Below are 21,944 nucleotides of genomic sequence, written 5' to 3'. Positions count from 1 at the left end.
ATGCAGACCGGATCACGTGATGAGAATATTATTGTTATTTAAACTCGATCAGGGCTATTTAAGGATGGCGAAATAACTACTTTCTCACATCTGGAGTCACACTTCTTAAAATACCAATGCCGGTATTAAATAAGGTTGAACTGGTTTTAATGAGCGTTTCAGCTGGCATACTCGCAGCCGAACCCATCATAGTTGGAATGAATTTTTTAAAGGCATTGTCGACACCATCCTCAACTTCTTTACTGAGTTGCGGTAAGAATTCATCAATAATCTGATCGAGTTCTTGCTTCACATGCGCTTCTAAGTCGGGTTGTAGCTCGGCAAATTTTGCTTCGATCGCATCGGCAATATCTTTACTTATTTGTGGTGATGCTTGGCTAATGGTGGTTTCAGCTTCGATTTTTATCAAGGCGATCTGAGTGGCTAAATAGGGCTTAATGACATGATTGAAGACATAAAGAAACGCCAGAGCTGTAAAGATGCTACTGAGTAATGCGGTAAAGATAATTGTTAGCATAATGAACCATTAAATTATGAATAAGTCATTAATATTAACAATTTAGTTAGTTGTGTAAAGGTAAATCTGAAGGGAAGTAGGGATAGATCCTGAATGAATTATGGCTCTATCCCTTATTTATCAACGCTACAGCAGATTAGAAGACGACGGTACGGTTTTCATAAATAAATACGCGCTCTTCAAGTACCAGACGTAATGCTTTACTGAGCACTGATTTTTCTACATCTTTGCCTGAACGTGCCATATCTTCGGCGTTGTATTTATGATCTACGTGGATGACATCTTGCAAAATAATCGGCCCTTCATCAAGATTATTGGTGACGTAATGGGCGGTTGCACCAATAATTTTAACACCACGTTCAAATGCTTGCTTATAAGGTTGTGCACCAATAAAAGCAGGCAAGAAAGAATGATGGATATTGATGATTTTATTTTCAAATACAGCGACAAAATTGGGCGTTAGAATACGCATGTATTTTGCTAAAATAACATAATCAGGTTGGTATTTTTCTACTGTTTCAATGATTTTTTCTTCGTGTTCTTCGCGGCTAATACCGACGTGGGAAACAGTATGATAAGGTACATCAAATTTTCCGGCTAATTCGGCCAGGCTATCATAATTACCCACAATGGCGGCTATCTCAACATCCAAACCACCGTAGTAATTTTTCATTAAGATATCACCAAGGCAATGCGCTTCTTTGGTGACTAAGATGACGATGCGTTTACGACCCGCAGAAACCAGTTTACGGTGTGAGCCTGTTGGTAGCGCGCTATCGAGGTCGGCAAGTAAGGTTTCATCGTTGAATATGCCTTCGAGTTCGGTACGCATAAAAAATCGATTGTGGGTGTTATCGACAAACTCGGTGTTATTGATAATATTGAGTTGATGCTTGTAACAAATGTTGGTGATCTTCGAGATAAGTCCTTTTTGATCTGGACAATCGGCCAGTAATATTTTCTTTTCCATAATATCTACTACTTTATTTGATGTTTAATATGATATGGCTAAATGAAATACTTATTTCTAGTATGCCATTAGCCATATTTACTGTGTTTAGCAATGATGGCTAGCCACAGCACTTCTTATATTTTTTACCACTGCCGCATAAGCAAGGATCGTTACGGCTTTGTTTTAGTGGCGCAGGATTAAGTTCGCCATTGGTATAAAACCATTGTTGGTCTTGAAATACGAAGTTGGAGCGTTCATGTAAACACGCTTCTTGCTCGCCGTCTTGGAACCATGCTTTAAATTCCACGATGCCAGTTGCGCTTTCTTCATCACCTTGGCTGACGATTATTTCTAATCGTAACCACTGGGTATTTTCTGCGGTTTCAGTAATCAAGTCTTCATTTAAGTCAGCAACAAAATCGGGGTGATGTGTTGCCATTAAATAAACGGGTACATTGTTTACATAAGCACTGTAACGCGAACGCATTAATTGTTCTGCAGTTATCGGCGTTGCTGTGCCATAAATGTATTTACCACAGCAATCTTTAAAGGGCATTGCTAAACCACAGCTACAAGAAGTATGCATAATGGCTCTTTATTTAGCTGGCTGGATAGGTGCGCGCGTACCAATTAATACGGACCCGTTCTCTTTAAATGAAAGGGTTTCTTTACGTTTCGCAGAGATTAATAATGCACCGTCATCATAGAACAAAAAGTTTTTCCAGTTACGTTTAAATGTGCCCCAATTCGTTTCAATCATATTGAAGCGTTCATAGCAAAAATAAACTTTACTGTTATCATCCCAAGTTAAATGTGCAAGCACTTCTTCAGGTAATTCATGGCTATCATCATTGTCCCAAGCGCGCTGCCAGTCAGCTTCTAGCAACCAAGTCTTTTGGTCATGTGGCCAGTCGCCTTTACTGAATTGATCGGTAAAGTTACATTGCGAGCTAATAAGTTGGCTCCATAATTGACCGGCTCTTTCTTTGCTAAAGGGTTTGATATTCGCTAAATCTTCAGCGTTAATTGGCAGTGATTTATGGTTGAAGATCCACTTTCGAGAATAAGATTCAAGTTCGATATAATTCATTAATGGCACTGGTTATAAGTAAAATTATTTTCAGTTTACAGCATTCTTTACGTTGGCGGTATTAATTACTCCGCTGACCGTCATTTAACGAGTGGTAGTGTTATTATAAAATATCGTAGTGGTGTTATTATGGAATATCCAATAAAATGTAAGGCGTTGTTTAATGGCCAGTTGGTTAACTTAAGGTATTCAAAGATGTTTCAACCGAGTCAATTTCAGCCGCAGTGGTGGATACGTAATGCGCATTTACAAACAATGCTGCCGACGATCAGCCGCCGAAATCTGACGTTCCCGACAATTAGTGAAAGATTAGAACTCGAAGATGGTGATTTTCTGGATCTCGCTTGGACTGCGCTGCCAACGGCCGAAAATATTAAACCGATTGTTATTATTTTCCATGGGCTTGAAGGCTCTGTCGAGTCGCCTTATGTAAAAGGTATTATGCGTGCGGTCAATGTTGCGGGTTGGATTGGTTTAGTGATGCATTTTCGTGGTTGTAGTGAAGAGCCAAACCGCTTATTACGGGCTTATCATTCTGGTGATACCAGTGATGCAAGTTATGTGATTGGTTTGATTGCTAAGCGTTACCCTAACGCGCCTTTATTTGCGGTGGGTTATTCGTTGGGTGGTAGTGTATTAACGCATTATCTGGCACAAACCGGCAAGCAATCACAATTGTTAGCTGCCTCTGTGGTCTCTGCGCCATTATTATTAGCAGAAAGTGCCGAGCGGATCAAAAAAGGCTTTTCTAAAGCGTATCAACGCCGGTTGATTAAACGTCTGCAAGCCAGTGTGGTGCGTAAATTTGAGCATTTAGATATGCGTAATGCGTTGAATTTAACGACCAAACAAGTGAAAAAGTTAAATACTTTTGTTGAGTTTGATGATCGTGTCACCGCACCGTTACATGGTTTTAAAAATGCGCTAGATTATTATCATCAATGCAGTAGTTTGCAATTTTTGCATAAGATCGAAACGCCAACATTATTTATTCATGCCGAAGATGATCCTTTTTTAACTAAAAAAGTGATCCCAAACGCTAAAGATATGTCGGCAAATATTTTATTTGAATTAAGTCGTTATGGCGGTCATGTTGGTTTTGTGTATGGCTCTATTTTAAAGCCAAAATATTGGTTAGAAGAGCGGATCCCAACTTGGTTTAATGAATTTACTAAAGATAAAAAACGGTAATGCCATCTTAAAAAACTGTTCTATGGTTAATGGTAACGATTTTAATATCGCACTATTTCATATTGAACAGGGAAAGTTAAATGAATGCTAAAATGGTTAAGGGTGTTAACTCGCCAGTATTACCAACAATTTCTTTCGATGAACTACCAGGTCCAAAACAACAAGCTATCCTCGGCAATTTCACGCAGATTTCGGCAGAATCATTTCATACACACTTAGAGCAATGGGCGAAAGAGTACGGTTCTGCTTATCAAATGAGATTATTGAATAAGCCGTATCTGGTGATCTCTGATCCTAAAATCGGCTTAGAAATTATCAAACAAAGACCGAAACTGTTTAATCGTACCGAACGCTTAGAGTGGTTATTTGAAGACTTAGGCATTCACGGGGTATTTTCCAGCAATGGCGATAAATGGAAGCGGCAGCGACGACTCATCATGCCTGCATTTTCTTACAATACATTGGCTAATTTTGTTCCCCAGCTAAAATCATTATCCATTAATCTGCAGGTGGCTATAGATAAAAAAATAGCCACAGGAGAAGCGTTTAATGTACATAAGTTATTGCAACATTTTACCATTGATATCACCACTAGTTTGGTTTTTGGTTATCAAACAAATATGTTATCAGGCAGTAGCGATACCCATTTAAGAGACAATATAGACCGCTTATTCCGCGCATTAAATAAACGCAGTAAATACCCTTTTCCGTGGTGGCGTTATATTCGTACCCCTGAAACGCGCAGAATTGATAAAGCCCGCGAAGAAGTCTATCAATTAGCCGTCAGTATGATCACTAAAGCCAAGGTGGTTTTAGCCGAAAATAGTGCGTTAGCCGAAGAGCCTGAAACGATTTTACAAGCCATGATTGTTGCCAGTGACAGCGAAGAGAACAAATTAACGGATGATGAATTAGTTGCCAACATTTTAACCTTGTTACTGGCCGGTGAAGACACTACTTCTAATATGTTGGCGTGGACTTTGTTTTATTTAGCCCAAAATCCCAGTTTACAGCAGCAAGTGATTGATGAAGTCTCACGTGTTTGCGATGGTGATATTGAAAACGTAGATCTGACGGCGTTAGAGCAGTTTGAATTTATTGACGCGATCTTGCGTGAAGGTTTGCGGCTTAAAGGCACTGCACCACTTATTTCCGCAGAGCCAACAGAAGATACAGTATTGAGTAATGGTATTAAATTGCCAAAAGGTACGGCTATTTTTATATTAACTCGCCCCGGAGGGTTAGATGAAAAGGTGGTGGCGTGCCCTGAAAAGTTTAATCCGGAGCGTTGGTTATCGACCCCAGAAAAGCCGGTTTGTCCGCATCTACAAAGTAGCCATATTCCGTTTGGTGCGGGGGCAAGGCATTGTCCAGGTGAGCGTTTAGCAATGATGGAGGGCAAGGCTGTGATTGCCCGTTTATGTTGGTATTACGTGATTAGTCAGCCAGAACAGGCTCCTGAAGTTGGCGAAGAGTTTGCGTTTACTATGAGGCCTACCAATTTAGCGCTGACATTAACGCCACGTAAATGATATTTGCCATTAGACTAATGGCATTTTACTCAAATCAATAATATTTATCTGAAGTCATAATGAAGCCCATTAAATCAATTAATTAATGGGGGCATTATTGGTTTATACCAATTGCATTAAATATTACTTCACAATCAAGACAGGGCAGTGTGAATGGCGAGTCACTGATTCGGCGACACTGCCAATGAGGATATGCTCCAACCCAGTACGGCCATGACTTGCGATGACGATCATATCGCAATCAAATTCTGCCGCCGCACGCGTGATCTCTGTTGATGGATGTCCCTCTAGTACCGCGGTATGTAATGGAATACTCGGTCTAATATCTGAGGTTAATTCGTCCAGTTTTTCTTGTGTGATCTTTAACATATGTTCGTGAATATCACGTGGGGTGATAGCAAGTACCTGGAAACTATCAAAGCCATGTATCTCATTAATTACACTTACTAAATGTAATGTTGCATCATATTTCAACGCCATTTCTGCTGCATAGCTTATCGCTCTATTCGCCATATCTGAAAAGTCGGTTGGGCAAAGGATGTTGTTAATGGTCATGATGGAACTCCTGTTCAAGATAAGACTAATCGTTAGTCGTGAAATAATGTACTTACACTATTAAATATACTCACTTAGGGTCAGTAAACTGTTACTTAGATCATAAAATATAATTTTAATATTTTTTCGTTATCACTTCAGTATAGAACAGATATATTTATGTTTTGAAAAGAGTTATAGGCTAGATAATCAAGGTTCTGTAGGTAAATATGAGACATTAAAAAGGCTAACGAATTATCGTTAGCCTTAATCGTCATGCAATTAGAATTGCATCGCTATTTCATCTGCGGTGCTATCTTCCATATTGTGGTCTTGGTCATCGATAAATTCGATAGTTACTTTACGATCTCTTGGGTATTGAACAAGCTCCCCCAACGCTGAGCTTGCGTATTCAGCACCAAAAGATTGTACTTGGATATTATTTTCGTTAACACCTAACGCAATAAGTTGATCTTGTACTGCTACCGCTCTTTGCTGTGCTAAATTCATGTTTAGCTCTTCTTGTCCACTCGGGTCCGCGTGACCGGATAATACGATGTTCATGGTTGGATTATCTATTAAGTAATCTGATAGCTGTGTTAATCGTGCTTGATTTTTTGTATCAATTGCACTTTGATTAACGGCAAACAGTAGATCCAGTTGTAAGGAGTCAAGGATCAGTTGTTGGTTAAGTTCTTCCGTTTCTGATACTTGTTGTAGCTGTTGGTCCAAAATTAATACGTCGTGTAGCAACTGATTATTTTGTAATTCACTCGCCAGTAAATTTTCTGTTGCCTGCTGGTTCTCTGCTGTTAACTGCTCAGACTCAATGGATTTATCCCAAGTATTATTGATCCAATCTCCGGCAGCAATACCGAGAACAAGACCAATCGGACCACCCGCAATGGTACCGACGATAATCGTTGATGAAAATACCCCGGCTTTCTCCCATGTTGTTAGCGGTTCTTGCTCTGCTGCATTGGCAGAGAGGCTAGTGCATGCTATTGACGTAATCAGTAATGTTTTTGCGAAGATAGATTTTTTCATGGTCAGTTTCCTTATGGATTAAGACTGCTTAACAAGCTATGACTCTATTAAAGCAACCAATAAAGGCTTTTTGCGGCCAACAAAATGACAAGTTAAGTATCAATAATGACGAAAAATGACAGGGTTCAAAAAGGGCTACACCCAAGTTAAGCCATGATGCTGATTGTGCATCTTGAAGTCGTTTAGGTATACATGTGGCGAAATGCATTAAATCGACGTCAATACAAAGTACTATTTTTATATCTGTGTGAGATGAAACGCGCATTAGCGAGTGTCGATAACGTGTTTTTTGTTATTTTAATTAGCTTGTATCAGAGGGTAGTGTTTACCACTTTTTTGGGGGAAGTTAATGAAAAGAGTTAGATTAAACGTGTTTTGTTGCAGCGTTATTGCTGGGCTATTAGCGGGCTGTGCTACGTCTGTGGATAATTTAGCGATAAACTATCATGCCGATCTTGTAGCGCAACAAGTGAATGAACAGTCGTTGCTTAGCGGAGACAAAAAGTTAAATATTCAATATCTCGGTGTTGGTGGTTACTTATTTCAATATGGTGAAGACAGTATTATGACCGCGCCCTCGTTTACTAACCCGGGCTTGATCAATGTTACCTTGCCACTGTCAATTGAACCGGATACTGATTTGGTTGATAAATTATTACCGGCCCATGCCAAGCAGGCAGAATTCATTTTAGTTGGTCATGCACATTATGATCACTTGATGGATGTGCCTTATATCATGCAGCAACACATGCCAGAAGCAACGGCTGTGGGCTCAACGACCATGACCAATATTGTCACTGCGGTTATTGATGACGCACGTTTACTTGATATAACGGAGCATGCGGCTGATGGCCAACAGCCGGGCAGGTGGATATATAATCGTAATAACACCATTCGTTTTATGCCGATTAAATCCGATCATGCACCGCACTTTATGGGGATTAAAGTGATGTCAGGAAAATATGAAGATGCATTAACCGAGCTGCCAAGTACAGCATATGGTTGGAAAGAAGGACAAACATATGCGTATGTTATCGACTTTTTAGATATCCAGCAGCAACCTATTTACCGTATTCATTATCAAGATGCAGCAAGTAACTCTCCAGACGGGTTAATGCCAGTGATGGCGGATAGTAAGGTGAATAGTAAGGCGGTCGATATGGCCATTTTATGTGTTGCGGCATTTCATCAGGTTGATGATTACCCCGAGGCTATCTTGCAACAGACGCAGCCGAGAACAATTGTGTTAGGGCACTGGGAGGACTTTTTTGATAATAATAGTTTTGACAACAACAGTGTCGATAATCAAAACAAACCAGTTAAAGGTGTACGGATGACCAATATCGATGATTTTATCCAGCGGGTTGAAGTGGTAAAAACGGATGATGCGACGACCGTGTTACCAGCTCCTTTTTCATGGATACAGGCATACTAATTATGGGTGTTAGCGCAATCAGAGTAATAACACTAACAACATTGAGATAACTAAGTCGGCGTCAGTGCAATTAAAACAACTAATGAGCTAGAGTCTAATGCTTCTAGCTCATTAGTTTCTGAATGAGGAAATAACTCGATATAGGCACGACACTGAGTATATCAATCAAGGTATATTCGCCGTTAGAAAAATGACAACATGTCCACTCAGGGGATGTTCAACAATTTGACGGTATTCCGTTGTTGTGGCTGGAGCCACTAGAGAATACTTATTTTAGTTTCGCTAAATGGAGTTAGCAACAATGACTAAGAAGACACTATCTAACAATATATCTCTACTTTCTGCATCTGTGGCATTAGCGCTGACCGCGGGTACCGCGCAAGCAAGTTTAGGTAATCTCGGCACCACATTCGGTTTATCCCCAGTTGATATCGCTTCTGCGCAGTCTTTTTCTTTATTTAATTCGCAATCCTCTGCCGCTTATTATAATCCATCTGCACTAGCCACGGCGGATCAAGGCGAGATGTATGTGGGTTTATTGTCTGCTACTCCTGATATTACCGCTGGTGAGCAAACGTTTGACGAAGCAACGCAGCCAATACTTGCAGGCATGAACGTTAATGTGACCAATCTGTTTAACTTTTCGTACCCAATTTATTTTGGTCTGATTGCGGGTATCGAAAATTACGGTACCGAAATGATGGCGTTTAGTTCGTCAACATCAGAGACTGGTCAATTAGCTAATTATGGTGAGAAGCCATTATTTGTTGCTGCATCGGGTTCAATTCAAATTATACCGGGCTTTACTATCGGTGGCGGTGCGCAAGTATCGTTGCATGCTGATGCGACGATGAGTTTAGAAAGTGAATTGGATGGCACTGCGTCAGGTAATGAAAGTGTTGGTGTTGCTGCTGAGCCTGTGATCACCCCTATTGCGGGTATTACTTTGGACTTTGGCCGTATGTTATGCGGCAATGATAAGAGTTGTGCGGGTAATGGTATTACCTTTGCTGCGGCTTTCCGTGGTGAAAGTTATGGTCAAGCCAACATTAAGGCGGGAGCAACGATCACTCAAACGGTATCCGACTTACCCATTAACTTGTTAACGTATGATGCATACCAACCAGATATTATCTCTGCGGGTATTCGTATTAAAGCCGGAATGGTGAGTTTTGCGATCAGTGCAGAGCAACAAAGATGGTCAGATTTAAATGACTTAATGTTAAACGACACAGTGAAAGATCAAGCCAGTGTCGGTTTCGAAGATATCATTATTCCACGTGCCGGTATCGAGCTTAATTTTAACGATACCATTAAATTAATGGCGGGTGCTAGCTATGAAGTATCACCATTAGACCCAGATAAAGCGACGCTGGATGTGAATTATTTAAGTGCTGATAAATTAGTTGTCGGTGCTGGTTTCTCCTATTTCCATAAAGGCACTGGCTTATCGGCATATCCTTGGCAGATTGATTTAGCGTATCAGTTACAAGTACTTGATCCAACTGACCACATTATTTCTCATCAAGACAGCGCGAATAACTCCTCAGTTGAACTAGAAGGCACGGTATCAACTATTTCACTTTCGTTCACGACTAAGTTTTAAGGAGGTCTTATGAAGACAATTAATTCTCGTTTTAATTCTTTCTTTAAGTACAGCCTGGTTGCTTCGGCAGTTGCGCTTGCTGGTTGTGGCGTTGAACTACAAGATAATGAAAAAGTGGACGCGCCGCTGTTAACCGCAGAAGAAAATCGTGCGGCATTAGCTGAGCGTCGAGCACAAAGCTTGTTTGCTGCCCACACGTTTTATGCGTTTCCATTTGATGGCCAAGCTGATGTAGCGGTGAATACCTCGGTATTGTTGTCATTCTCGCATCCGCTAGATAGTTTTTCGACGCAAGCGCTTACCTTAACCGACAGTGACGGCAATGTGGTCGAAGGAACAGCGACGGAAGTGACGGAAGATAGCTTTGCAACTGATCCGAACAATCCACAAGCTAATGGTTTGGCATTTAAGCCTGCATCACCACTTAAAGCGGGTGAACAATATACGGTGACTTATGCAATCGGTTTGATTAATGAAGCCGATGGGAATAAAGAGTTAACGGTGACCAGAACCGCGCAAGACCCAATGACATTTACCACGCGTTTAGCCAACGATGTAGAAAGTTTTACACTGGATAACAATGGTTTTTTTCCGACTGATGACCTGCCATTTACCACGTTCACGACATTACGTTTACGCTTGACCAATGAAGTTGATACAAGAACATTAGTTGCCGGTGACACATTTAAATTCCAAAAAGTCGGTACTACAGAGCAAGTAGCAGGTGATTTAATTGCTAAAGGTCGTTACATCACCTTTGATCCAGCGGTCGATCTTGATGTTGATGCAAGTTATGAACTTATCGTCAGTAATGGCGTGAAGGATAACCAGGGGAATAGTTTTGCGGGTTTAGAAAAAGTATTTACGGTATTAGATCCGGGTGAACGCGCATTTAAGCCAATGAACATAACCTTGAATAATGGCAGTCAGGAATCACCTTACTCAGGTGAATTAATGAATGCAGTGACCATTAAATCTGTGCTTATTGGCGCGAATGATACCACTTATGTTGATTCAGACCTGATCACTGAATTAGCCAATCTCGGTAAATTTAAAAGTGCGGCGCCAATGGTGATCCGTAAAGGTTCTATTTTAAATAGCTCGAGCTTAACAGTGAAAGTAGGTGGTGAATTCCCAACGGGTTTCAATACCGGTAATATTCGTATGACCAACATTTCTGATGCGACAGGTTATTTAATTAATAACACTAACTCTGATCATAAGTATGCACCGAAGCAATTGCATCTGTTTATGGATGTGGCGATGACCACGGATGGTTACGAAGAAGACGGCAAACTGAATGGTAAAGCCAATGGTGGTTTAAGTCAGAATATTATGCATCTTGAGTTGATTGGCACGGTTAGGACCGATGGTCCTACAATGATCATCGACGCGGTGAGTGAGATTGATTTGAAGATCTTGGGCGTGGATAATGCCCATGCGCAAATATCATTCCATATGGAAGCGTATACCGCAGACGAAACACCAGAACTTGCTGTTGATGTTAAGTCACCCGTATTCCAATCTGCTTATCCAGGCGAAAATATTACTCACTTCAGCTTGGGTGATAATGTCACGATTACTTACAATGAACCGTTAGAATTAGCATCGCTACAGAACCTTGTTCTTAAAGATGCGAATGGTGTTGCTAAAGAAACATTTATTTCGCAGGACGGTTCTTCTATTATTATTGATCCGGTTGTTAGTTTAGCTTCAGCAACTAACTATACGATCACCGGAAACATTAAAGATTTATCCGGTAATCCTACATATTTAGACCAAACATTTACAACACTTTATAAAGCGCAGGAATTAAGAAAAACCTCGCCTATGGTTGAAGGTACGGTTCCTGGTTACACTTGTGCACTGGTCGAGTCAGATTATGCTAATGATATTGCCGGTCGTTGTGCTGGCGGTTCTGATGGCAGTAACAATTTAGTCGAGGATGATAAGTTCAACATCTTTAGTTTACAGGCAGATAGGGATATCTTTATTGCCTTTAGTCAGCCAATTGACAAAGCAAGTTTAGTACTGGGTGATGCTTGTAATAGTGGTTCATTCCGCGTTGAAGTTGTCAATAGTGCGGGTGTTTGTCAGTCAATCGTTCCTGGTGTGATGCAATATGATAATAAGATCTTAACTTTCTCGCCAACCGAAAACTGGCAAGACCAAGGCGCGAATGTTTATCAATACTCGTTGATCTCACAGGAAGGTGCGACGAAAGGACAAGTTGATTGCACTAATGGCTCAGCTATCTGTAGTAAAGCTGGCTATCCATTACAAACGACATTGTTGAAAGATAGTTACGCTGAAGATCAAGGTGGTCCGGATATTAAAATGCCATTCCGGGCGGCACCAGCTGATAAGTTTGTATTTAATCCACTGATGATGCCAACGACGGATAGTAATCGTGATTATCGTTGGAATGAAGGACAGGAAACCCTGACCAGTAACTATGCGTTATTAAGAGTTAAAGACGGCAGCTTTAATGGCTTGATGCAAGATGCGCAAACAGGTTGTGCGATTGACACCAGCTGTGCTGATGAATATTCAAAGACTTTCATTAGTGCATTTATGCCAACTGAGATAGGTGAGTATGATGCGGTTAATAATCGTATTCCGGTAAAAATTCATGCTCAGCAGATGATTTCCTCTGAAGTCTATGTTCAGGCCAATTTGTTCTTACTAGGTGATAGTGATGTGCCTACGGGAACTATGATCATGCGCCCGCGTTACCCTGTTGTAGATGGTAAAACAGTTGTACCAACGGGTTATATCATTTGGAATGAGGAAACCCAGCAGCTTAATTTTATTATCGAGCTTGATGTATACATGGATTCACCAAATATGCATGTAACCTTAAATTTATCACATAATTTACACAGTTATCCAATCACTATGGATCTTCAAGGGCCGATTGAATTCTTAGATGATGGTCGTATGCAAATTAGTTTAAAAAATAAAAACAGCATTGAGATTGATGTTCTTATTGCAGACGGTAACGGTGACGGTGAAGGAGGCGCTGCAGGAATGACATTGGAAATAGTACCTGGCGGGGTGTCACTAAGACAGATATCGTTACCGATGAAATAATTGACTGCATAGTTATTTATTACAGTTAACAAAACAAAGGTCGCATTCGCGGCCTTTGTTATTTTCCAACGTTTATCTTTTCAATTCAATCCGTTTGGCTAATCTATGCAAATTACCCACATCGACTGAAAGCTGGCGTGCTGTTGCGGCCCAGTTATTATCATTTTCTTTAAGCGCTTTACTGATTAACTGTCGTTGAAATTGTTCGGTGGCGTCACGTAAATTGTCCACGGGTATGTTGGTGACGGACATCGTTGTTTCCTCAATCACATCGGTCACTTCAACTGAAAAATTCTCAAGCTTAAAATGCGAGGGCTGAAGTCTCACGTATTCATCTTTAGCTTCTGCTCTGGCAAGGATCGCGGCGCGATTAATACTGTGCTCCAATTCTCTAATATTACCTGGCCATGGATAATTCATCAGTATAGCTTGGCAAGTGGAACTTAAACTCAGGTGGCTTAATTGTAGTTTACTGCGACAACGCTCGATAAAAAAACCAGCCAATAATAGAATGTCTTCGCCACGCTCGCGCAGCGGTGACACTGTGATGGGAAATACGCTAAGGCGATGATAAAGGTCAGCCCTAAAGCGACCTGCAAGTACTTCTTCTTTTAAATCTTTATTGGTTGCCGCGATAATGCGCGTATCGACTTTTAAGTTGCGATCATCACCAATACGTTGCAAGTCACCATATTGCAATACCCGCAATAATTTCGATTGTAAAGTCAGGGTTAACTCGCCAATTTCATCAAGAAACAGGGTGCCTTTATCTGCTAATTCAAATTTACCACTGCGGTTACTGATCGCCCCGGTAAATGCGCCTTTCACATGTCCAAATAGTTCACTTTCTGCAATAGATTCTGGTAATGCTGCGCAGTTAAGGTATATCAGTGGTTTGTCGGCGCGGGAAGATTGCTGGTGGATTGCAGTGGCGACTAATTCCTTCCCAACCCCCGTTTCCCCCAAGATTAATGCGGTCATATCGGTACTGGCAACGACGCTGATCTCTTTTTTTAAGGCTTGGATCTGTGCGGACTGACCAATAATTTCAGTGTTACTTTGTGGTTGATGTTTGGCGGGATCTGTCTCTGTCACATCGCCAGCTGCTTTTTCCAGTTTATCCATCAATAGCGCAATGTTAAGCGTCGCGGCTGCAAGTGCACTCACTGTACGTAGTTCATCATTGCTGAAGTTATCAAACTGGTGGGGATCAAAGCTATCGAGCGTCAGTGCACCAATCAGGCGTTGATTTGCCATCAAGGGTAAACCAACACAGGCATGTACATGCAAATTACCTTCGTGTGAGGTAATAAGGGCGTCATAGGGATCGGGCAGCGAGCTGTCTGCAGGGAACCTGACTACATCACCCGCTCTGGCAATGGCTTCTAATCTTGGGTGTTCACTGATATTAAATTGTCTGCCCAAGACGTCAGCATTCAGGCCATTAATTGCTAAGGGTTTGAAATGCTGGCCCTTAAATTCTAATAGTGCGGATGCATCACAGCTAAATAATCTGCGCATGGTGGTGAGTAGACGTTCGAAACGATCTTGATTGGAAATATTGGTGGTGAGATCCAAGGCGATATGGATAAGGTCTTTAGTATCAGTCTGCATAATGTTAGCCGTATAAAACACTGTCTTATCGACAGTGTATAGTCATAATGACAATAAGTAAAGGTAGTCATTATGACAGTGTGTGTGTGTTGTTTTCATATAAATCAACATGTTAACTTTTGGCACGGTACCTGCAATTAGAAAGGATATAAAATCGTTAACTAATTAATTGGAATATAATATGGCTATTCATGTAAAAAATAATATCTCTTGGGTTGGACAACGTGATTGGGAAGTGCGTGATTTTCACGGTACTGAATTTAAAACTGAAAAAGGCACGAGTTATAATAGCTATCTTATCCAAGAAGAAAAAACGGTACTGATCGACACGGTTGATCACAAGTTCTGCTACGAATTTATTCAGCAATTAGAATTAGAAATTGATCTTAACAAAATTGATTACATAGTGATTAACCATGCTGAAGAAGATCATGCTGGTGCATTAGCAGCGTTATTAAATAAAATACCCAATACACCGATTTATTGTACCGAAAATGCAATTGATTCAATTACTGGGCATCACCACCACCCAGAGTGGAATTTTAATGTGGTTAAGACGGGCGATACTTTAGATTTGGGGAACGGTAAGCAGTTGGTCTTCATTGAAACGCCTATGTTGCATTGGCCTGACAGTATGATGACGTACATGACGGGAGATGCAGTGCTGTTTAGTAATGATGCATTCGGTCAGCATTATTGTGATGAACGTTTATTCAATGATGAGGTTGATACCAAAGAGTTAATGGATCAGTGCTTGCGTTATTATGCCAATATTCTAACTCCATTTAGCCCGCTCGTTACCGCTAAAATTAATGAAATATTAAGCTTTAATTTACCCGTCGATATGATAGCTACCGCGCACGGTGTGGTGTGGCGTGATAATCCAATTCAGATCATTGAACAATATCTGACGTGGGCAGATAAATATCAAGAAGATCGCATTACTATTTTTTATGACTCGATGTCGAATAATACCCGCACGATGGCGGATGCGATTGCCCAGGGTATCCATGAGGTTGATAGCCAAGTTGCGGTGAAAGTATTCAATGTGGCACGTCATGATAAAAATGAAATTTTATCCAATGCCTTTATTTCCAAGGGTATCTTAGTGGGTTCATCAACGATGAATAATGTGATGATGCCTAAAGTTGCCGCCATGCTGGAAGAGATCACGGGTCTGCGTTTTAAAAACAAAAAAGCCGCAGCATTTGGTAGTTATGGTTGGACTGGTGGCGCGATTGATCGCATTGAAACTAGACTAGAGGAAGCGGGATTTGCACCTTATCCAAGTCTGAAAACAAAATGGAAACCAGATGGTAAAGCGATATTAGCGTGTCGTGAATATGGTCGCACGTTAGCGAAAGAGTGGGCGCTAACAAGTAATACGCTTGCCGATGTAGCAGCCCCCGCTGCAAACCAAACTGTATCAGAGCAAGCAGTAGCGGAACAAGTAGTAGAAAAAGTACCGCCAGTCGTTGAAGTAGCAAAACCGACGCAGAAAAGTGCTGTGACGCAGTTTAGTGCGGATAGTTCGATGTTATGTACTGTCTGTCAGTGGGTTTACGATCCTGCCCAAGGTGAACCAAATCAAGATGTCGCATCGGGTACCGCATGGTCTGAGGTACCGGATTATTTCCTCTGCCCTGAATGTGGGTTAGGTAAAGATGTGTTTGAAGAGATTAAAAATAAGGAGGTAGCATGAGTTCACCTGTTGTCATTATAGGCAGTGGTTTTGCTGCGTATCAATTAGTTAAGTCAATTCGTCGTGCCAGTCAGGAACAAGCGATCATCGTCATCACCGCTGGCAGTGGTGATGATTATGTCAAACCAGAATTGAGCCATGTATTTAGCAAAAAACTAACCGCGCAAGACATGGTTAAACAAAGTGGGGCTGACTTTGCGAGTGAACACAATATTACCCTGATGACGAATACGCATGTTGATGAGATTAACCGCATCGAAAAAACAGTGAGTTGTCAGGGTATCGAGATAGCCTACGATAATTTGGTGCTGGCAACAGGGGCGCAATCGTTTGTGCCATTTGTTGATGGCGATGCAGCTAAAGACATTATTACGTTGAATAGTTTAGATGAATACCAGCGGTCACAGGCGCAATTGGTTAATGCGAAATCGGTGTTGGTGGTTGGCGCGGGGTTAGTGGGGTCTGAAATTGCAATGGATTTAGCCATCGCTAACTATGATGTCATCTTAACCGACCGAGCAGATGCATTACTGCCGAGTTTATTACCCGAGTTTATTTCATCTCAGCTTTATCAAACAATGAGAAGGCAGGGGATTGAGCTGCAACTGGGTAATGAACTCAGCAAGATGACAAAAACGGCTACAGGTATCGATGTCAGCTTTAATAACGGTTATACAACCCATGTTGATAGTGTGCTGTGCGCGGCGGGGTTGAAACCCAATACTGCGTTAGCGAGCGAGGTTGGTTTAGCGGTGAACCGCGGTATTGTGGTTGATAAGCAATTAAGAACTCAGGATCCGCATATTTTTGCCATTGGCGATTGTGCTGAGATTGACGGTAAACATTTGGCTTTTTTACAACCGATCATACTCAGTGCGAATGCACTCGCGAAAACGTTGACGAATACTGCGACTGATGTGACTTTTCCGGCGATGTTGGTCAAAGTGAAAACGCCATTATATCCGATCCAATTAAGCGGAAATACCACCGCGAGTGATGCTAATTGGCAGGTGGATATCACCGATTCGGGAATGACGGCGAAGGCCTATGATAGTGATGCGCAATTAATTGGTTTTGTGGTGACGCAAGCCAATATGCCAGAAGCTTTTAAGTTGCTACGCCTGTTACCTAATGTATCGACAGTACTTAAAGTAGCTTAATACTAGTAGCTAAAATAATTTAAAATTGGCAACAACAGGTTAATTGAACGAGCCTGTTGTTGTCATTATTCGGTTCAATTATTACCACTGTACCCTGCAAAGAACTTATAACGGAATTTATTATGCATTCACTTTTTCTACGAATGAGACTTATCCATTGGCTAAGTGCTATTTCACTATTTTTTAATGCTTTATTTTTTACTGAGCAGTTTCATTCACAGATATTACAATATATTGTTATTCTTTTGCTGATTATCCATGATCTTGATGAAAAGTTTTGGGGGGTAGATTCCCTAAATAAAATTACTGATTACATGCGTACATTTGAACAAAAAGATCTTTCGGTTGAATGTCAGGTCAATAGTGACTACAACAGTGAGATGAGCAAAGTATTAAGTGTTATTAATTCATTTAGACTAAATGTTAAAGGAGCATTAATTGATATTCAAATTCAAGCAATTGCATCAGATGAAATTGCAAATACGCTGACTTCAAAAACAAACGATATTGCTCAGCGTATTCAAACTCAAGATCAACGAGTTGATAATATTGCCCTGCAGTTTAAAATATTAGATGAACATTCTTTAGCATTACAAATCAAAGCTGAACAAACTCAAGAACAGGTTAGGAATACCAGAGATGGATTGCAGCTGTCAAATGAAGCGATGAGTAATATGGCCTATATGATAGAAACATATGTCAGCAGCAGTGAAAATCTGAGCAATAAGTTTGAATTACTATCAGAGCAAGTGAACTCTATTGGTGGTGTTGTATCAGTGATAAACAATCTGGCAGATCAGACAAATTTACTGGCATTAAATGCTGCTATTGAAGCGGCTCGAGCTGGAGAGCACGGTAGAGGGTTTGCGGTCGTTGCAGATGAAGTCAGGCAGCTTGCTATGTCAACTCAAAACAGCTTAAATCAAATCAATCAGATTATTGACGGTATTTCTACAGCAGTGCATCAAGCTGGCGAGCAGATAGAGTTACAGTCAAAAAATCTGAGTGATCTTTCATCACATTCAAAAAACAGTCAAACAGAGATCAATACAGCATGTGATAATATTGACGGTATATTGAATTTAATTGGACAAAAAGAGAAGCAAGGTCAGGTCTCAGATAATGTTGATATTCGTTATATCCACAAACTTGTTGTTGATGTTTCTCATGAAATACAAGCATTAAAAATGTTGTCTAATTCAAATGCTGATGATTGTAGCGAGCTTCAAAATCAAGGTAAGCGCCTTAATGAAGTATCTGATAATATTGTGAATCAACTGGCAGCGTTTAAGACCCAAAAAGATAAATCGTGAATTGCAGGTAACGAGCTCAACTTGAAAATGCGACAGCCATAGCGTAATAATAACCCTTAGAGAGGCGCTGTTGCGCGCCAATCGTTAGGGCTATGTACTGGTATCACCATGTTATGGAACAGAGCAAATAAATAATAAACAATCGGCAATCGATATTACAAATAACGCGCCTGTAAATGGGCTTTAAAGTGCGCTGGGTTTAATGTTTCCCCAGTTGCTTGTTTGACTAAGTCATTGGTACTCAGTAATGACGCATTTTGCCAAATATTGGTTTTAAGCCAAGTAAAGATCGGCGATAAATCACCGCTAGTAATGATTGCTGGTACATCCATTTCTTGCTTGATTGTCGTCATAAACTGCGCGGCATACATAGCACCTAGTGTATAAGACGGGAAGTAACCAAAGCTACCATCAGTCCAATGCACATCTTGCATACAACCATTACGGTAATTACCTTTAGTGTCTACACCAAGGTATTGCTGCATTTTAACTGCCCACAATTCCGGAATATCATTCACTTCGATATCACCATTCATTAATGCTTGTTCGATTTCATAACGTAACATTACATGGGCAGGATACGTCACTTCATCGGCATCAACCCGGATGAAATCAGGTTTTACACGGGTATAACACTGGCTTAAATTCAGCGGGTTATAAATTGCTTTATCTGTGCCTAAAAATGCTTGCTGTATCTCTGGTGTTAGCAGAGTTAAGAACTCTTTACTACGGCCTAATTGCATTTCAAATAACAGGCTTTGGCTTTCATGAATACCCATAGAACGCGCTTGACCTACTGGTAGGTGGTTCAATGCTTTTGGTAGACCTTGTTCATAACGTGCGTGGCCGGTTTCATGCACTACACCCATTAAACTTTGAGTGAAATCATCTTCTTCGTATCTTGTTGTAATGCGCACATCTGAAGCAACACCACCACAGAATGGATGAGTCGATACGTCAAGGCGACCATGGTTAAAATCAAAACCTAAGATCTGCATGGTCTTTAAACCCAGTTGCTGTTGTGCAGCAATTGGGAAATGGCCCGTCGGCATGATGACATTGTCACTGCGTTGTTTTTCTTGTGCGGCAAGCGTCAATTCCGGTAACCATGATTTAACGTCATCAAAAATAGGGTCCAGTTGGGCGCTGCTCATGCCTGGTTCGTACAAGTCCATCAAAGCATCATAATTACTGCAGTTGTTTGCTTGGCCGCGAATACTGGCTTCTTCACGTGATAGCTCAACCACTGTTTTTAAATTTTTAGCAAAGCCTGCCCAATCGTTTTCTTTACGCTGGGTACGCCAAGCATGTTCACATTTAGAACCTGCTAACGATTGAGCTGAAACGAGATCTTCTGGTACCACATTGGCTTGCTGCCAGCTACGATCGATCTCGGCTAAGCTTGCTTGTTGCTCAGTCGATAGGTTTTCAGCTTGCGCTTGGTTAATTAAACCAGCAAGTTGTGGTGCGGTACTTTGCTGGTGGATCATGACAGCGAGTTCGGCCATGGCTTCAGAGCGTGCTTCATTACCGCCTGCAGGCATCATTGCCGCTTGGTCCCAACCACAAATTGAAGAAAGGTGGTGTAAATTATGGATCTTTTTAAAATGCTTAGATAACTGTTCATAAGCTGAATTAGTCGTCATGTTAACTCCGAAACGGGAATGAGATAAGGGCTAATATTAACCTGATTTGGCTAAAATTTTATCCAATACTCTAAAGGGTAAAATACGTTTTAACAAGGCAAATAAATGGGTTGGAAAGGTGACGTAATAACGCACTTTCGGATTTTTACTTTCTATCGCATGGATGAGTGCTTTGGTTACAGCTTCAGGGCCAAGGGTAAACCGATTACTGACGTCCTTCTTATCTAAGCGACTAATTTGTTGTTGGTAATCGTCACTGTGGATACTATTCTCTATGTCAATGTTGGCTTGAAATGCTGACAATGCGTTGGCGCGAAACTGGCTCACTATCGGACCCGGTTCAATGAGCGATACCTTGATTGGAGAATCGAGTAACTCCAGTCTTAGCGTATCTGTTAATCCTTCTAGCGCGAATTTACTGGCATTGTAGGCGCCGCGATATTTCATTGTCACCAGGCCAAGTACCGAACTGTTTTGGATTATGCGACCACGGCCATTAGCGCGCATCAGCGGGATAATTTGAGTGGTCAGCTCGTGCCAACCAAAGACATTGGCTTCAAATTGGGCGCGTAATACGTCTGTCGGAAGATCTTCGACAGCCCCGGGCTGACCATAAGCGCCGTTATTAAATAATACATCTATCTTGCCATCGGTAAGCTGGATGATATGCGTGACAGCGGCTGTGATAGAGGCTGTTGAGCTTAAATCGAGTTGTACACTTTCAAAACCGTGTTCAATTAATCTTGTCACGTCCTGCATCTTTCTTGCGGTAGCAAATACACGGTAACCTGCCGCTTTCAGGGTAACGGCTGCGTGATAACCGATCCCGGTTGATGCCCCCGTTATTAATACAGTATCCATTCGGTAGTTTCCTTGCTCACTATTTTAATTAACCAGTTTGTCATGAATTTCAGACACAAAAAAGCCCGTCACTATTTTTACAGCTTAATTAAAAGCGGAGTTACGGGCTTAGTGATAGCCTTACAGGCTATCGTATGTGGTGATTAACCTTGTTCTAGTAATCTACGTAGGTCAATAACAGCCGCGTTTGCGCGCGACAAGTAGTTTGCCATGACGAGAGAATGGTTAGCAAAAAAGCCAAAACCAGCACCGTTAAGAATCATCGGGCTACCTACTGGCTGTAGTGATGCTTCTAATTCAAGGATGATTTGGTCAACACTTGCTAGGGCATTTTTCTTCTCTAATACACCTTTAAAATCAACACGTGCAGCTTTTAGGTAATGGTATAGTGCCCAAGAAGAACCACGCGCTTCCCAGAATACATTATCGATTTCTAACCATGGTGTTTTAACCATAGAACCAGACTCTGTGAATGTCGATTGCTCAGCACCCTGATCACCCGATAAATCAGTGTTGATACGGTATTGACCTACAGAAGCACTTAAACGTTGAGATAATGAACCAAGACGTTTTTCAACTTGTTTGAACCATTCTGCAAGGTTATCGGCACGGGCATAAAATTGTGCGCCTTGTAATTGAGGGTCGTTTAAT

The 21,944-nt window shown here is 41.1% G+C and carries 18 protein-coding genes; 8 read left to right on the top strand and 10 right to left on the bottom strand.

All coding sequences use genetic code 11. The features are described from left to right. Positions 1 to 76 precede the first annotated feature (76 nt). From PE36_RS14385 to PE36_RS14370, 4 genes are all read right to left on the bottom strand, one after another. Positions 77 to 517: a hypothetical protein gene (locus PE36_RS14385; protein WP_006032765.1), complete on the bottom strand. Its 441-nt coding sequence runs from the start codon at positions 515 to 517 to the stop codon at positions 77 to 79. A gap of 136 nt (positions 518 to 653) precedes the next feature. Continuing rightward, positions 654 to 1,487, bottom strand: a complete 834-nt coding sequence (gene purU / locus PE36_RS14380; protein ID WP_006032764.1) for a formyltetrahydrofolate deformylase — start codon at positions 1,485 to 1,487, stop codon at positions 654 to 656. Between the two features lie 100 nt (positions 1,488 to 1,587). After that, positions 1,588 to 2,055 carry a YchJ family protein gene (locus PE36_RS14375; protein ID WP_006032763.1) on the bottom strand — a complete coding sequence of 156 codons (468 nt, stop codon included), beginning with the start codon at positions 2,053 to 2,055 and terminating at the stop codon, positions 1,588 to 1,590. Between the two features lie 9 nt (positions 2,056 to 2,064). After that, positions 2,065 to 2,559 carry a DUF2947 domain-containing protein gene (locus tag PE36_RS14370; RefSeq protein WP_006032762.1) on the bottom strand — a complete coding sequence of 165 codons (495 nt, stop codon included), beginning with the start codon at positions 2,557 to 2,559 and terminating at the stop codon, positions 2,065 to 2,067. Positions 2,560 to 2,754: 195 nt separating this feature from the next. Between PE36_RS14370 and PE36_RS14365 the strand changes: the two genes are divergently transcribed. Continuing rightward, the gene (locus PE36_RS14365) at positions 2,755 to 3,750 is read left to right on the top strand and encodes a hydrolase (protein ID WP_006032761.1); all 996 of its coding nucleotides are present in this window, start codon (positions 2,755 to 2,757) and stop codon (positions 3,748 to 3,750) included. A gap of 80 nt (positions 3,751 to 3,830) precedes the next feature. Next, complete coding sequence (locus tag PE36_RS14360) at positions 3,831 to 5,282, top strand: cytochrome P450 (protein WP_006032760.1); 1,452 nt, start codon at positions 3,831 to 3,833, stop codon at positions 5,280 to 5,282. A gap of 123 nt (positions 5,283 to 5,405) precedes the next feature. On the opposite strand, the gene PE36_RS14355 is transcribed toward PE36_RS14360, so the two are convergent. Together PE36_RS14355 and PE36_RS14350 are read right to left on the bottom strand one after the other, a co-directional pair. After that, positions 5,406 to 5,837: a universal stress protein gene (locus PE36_RS14355; protein WP_006032759.1), complete on the bottom strand. Its 432-nt coding sequence runs from the start codon at positions 5,835 to 5,837 to the stop codon at positions 5,406 to 5,408. Positions 5,838 to 6,098: 261 nt separating this feature from the next. After that, positions 6,099 to 6,863 (bottom strand): OmpA family protein, encoded by a 765-nt coding sequence (locus tag PE36_RS14350; protein ID WP_006032758.1) that lies wholly within the window; start codon positions 6,861 to 6,863, stop codon positions 6,099 to 6,101. Positions 6,864 to 7,212: 349 nt separating this feature from the next. Here PE36_RS14350 and PE36_RS14345 point away from each other — a divergent pair, with 349 nt between their 5' ends. From PE36_RS14345 to PE36_RS14335, 3 genes are all read left to right on the top strand, one after another. Then, entirely contained in the window at positions 7,213 to 8,298 is a 1,086-nt protein-coding gene (locus PE36_RS14345; RefSeq protein ID WP_006032757.1) for an MBL fold metallo-hydrolase, read from the top strand. A 301-nt stretch (positions 8,299 to 8,599) separates the two neighbouring features. Continuing rightward, positions 8,600 to 9,904 (top strand): OmpP1/FadL family transporter, encoded by a 1,305-nt coding sequence (locus tag PE36_RS14340; protein WP_043994557.1) that lies wholly within the window; start codon positions 8,600 to 8,602, stop codon positions 9,902 to 9,904. A 9-nt stretch (positions 9,905 to 9,913) separates the two neighbouring features. Further along, the gene (locus PE36_RS14335; protein ID WP_006032755.1) at positions 9,914 to 12,997 is read left to right on the top strand and encodes an Ig-like domain-containing protein; all 3,084 of its coding nucleotides are present in this window, start codon (positions 9,914 to 9,916) and stop codon (positions 12,995 to 12,997) included. Positions 12,998 to 13,069: 72 nt separating this feature from the next. Here the strand turns inward: PE36_RS14335 and norR are convergent, their stop codons facing one another. Beyond that, positions 13,070 to 14,611, bottom strand: a complete 1,542-nt coding sequence (gene norR, locus PE36_RS14330; protein ID WP_006032754.1) for a nitric oxide reductase transcriptional regulator NorR — start codon at positions 14,609 to 14,611, stop codon at positions 13,070 to 13,072. A 181-nt stretch (positions 14,612 to 14,792) separates the two neighbouring features. Between norR and norV the strand changes: the two genes are divergently transcribed. From norV to PE36_RS24900, 3 genes are all read left to right on the top strand, one after another. After that, positions 14,793 to 16,313: an anaerobic nitric oxide reductase flavorubredoxin gene (norV, locus tag PE36_RS14325; RefSeq protein WP_006032753.1), complete on the top strand. Its 1,521-nt coding sequence runs from the start codon at positions 14,793 to 14,795 to the stop codon at positions 16,311 to 16,313. After that, positions 16,310 to 17,473, top strand: a complete 1,164-nt coding sequence (norW, locus tag PE36_RS14320) for an NADH:flavorubredoxin reductase NorW (RefSeq protein WP_006032752.1) — start codon at positions 16,310 to 16,312, stop codon at positions 17,471 to 17,473. Before norV ends, norW begins: the two co-directional genes overlap by 4 nt. Positions 17,474 to 17,595: 122 nt before the next feature. Continuing rightward, on the top strand, positions 17,596 to 18,786 hold the full coding sequence (locus tag PE36_RS24900) for a methyl-accepting chemotaxis protein (RefSeq protein ID WP_043994556.1): 1,191 nt from the start codon (positions 17,596 to 17,598) through the stop codon (positions 18,784 to 18,786). A gap of 155 nt (positions 18,787 to 18,941) precedes the next feature. On the opposite strand, the gene PE36_RS14310 is transcribed toward PE36_RS24900, so the two are convergent. From PE36_RS14310 to PE36_RS14300, 3 genes are all read right to left on the bottom strand, one after another. After that, the gene (locus PE36_RS14310) at positions 18,942 to 20,432 is read right to left on the bottom strand and encodes a carboxypeptidase M32 (protein ID WP_006032750.1); all 1,491 of its coding nucleotides are present in this window, start codon (positions 20,430 to 20,432) and stop codon (positions 18,942 to 18,944) included. Positions 20,433 to 20,468: 36 nt separating this feature from the next. Continuing rightward, the gene (locus tag PE36_RS14305; RefSeq protein ID WP_006032749.1) at positions 20,469 to 21,293 is read right to left on the bottom strand and encodes an SDR family oxidoreductase; all 825 of its coding nucleotides are present in this window, start codon (positions 21,291 to 21,293) and stop codon (positions 20,469 to 20,471) included. A 143-nt stretch (positions 21,294 to 21,436) separates the two neighbouring features. Further along, positions 21,437 to 21,944: DUF2333 family protein (locus PE36_RS14300; RefSeq protein WP_006032748.1), on the bottom strand; the 508-nt coding region annotated here is incomplete at its 5' end.

Source organism: Moritella sp. PE36, from assembly GCF_000170855.1.
In the GTDB taxonomy this organism is placed as follows: Bacteria; Pseudomonadota; Gammaproteobacteria; order Enterobacterales; family Moritellaceae; genus Moritella.
This window is presented reverse-complemented; position numbering and strand designations above follow the sequence as displayed.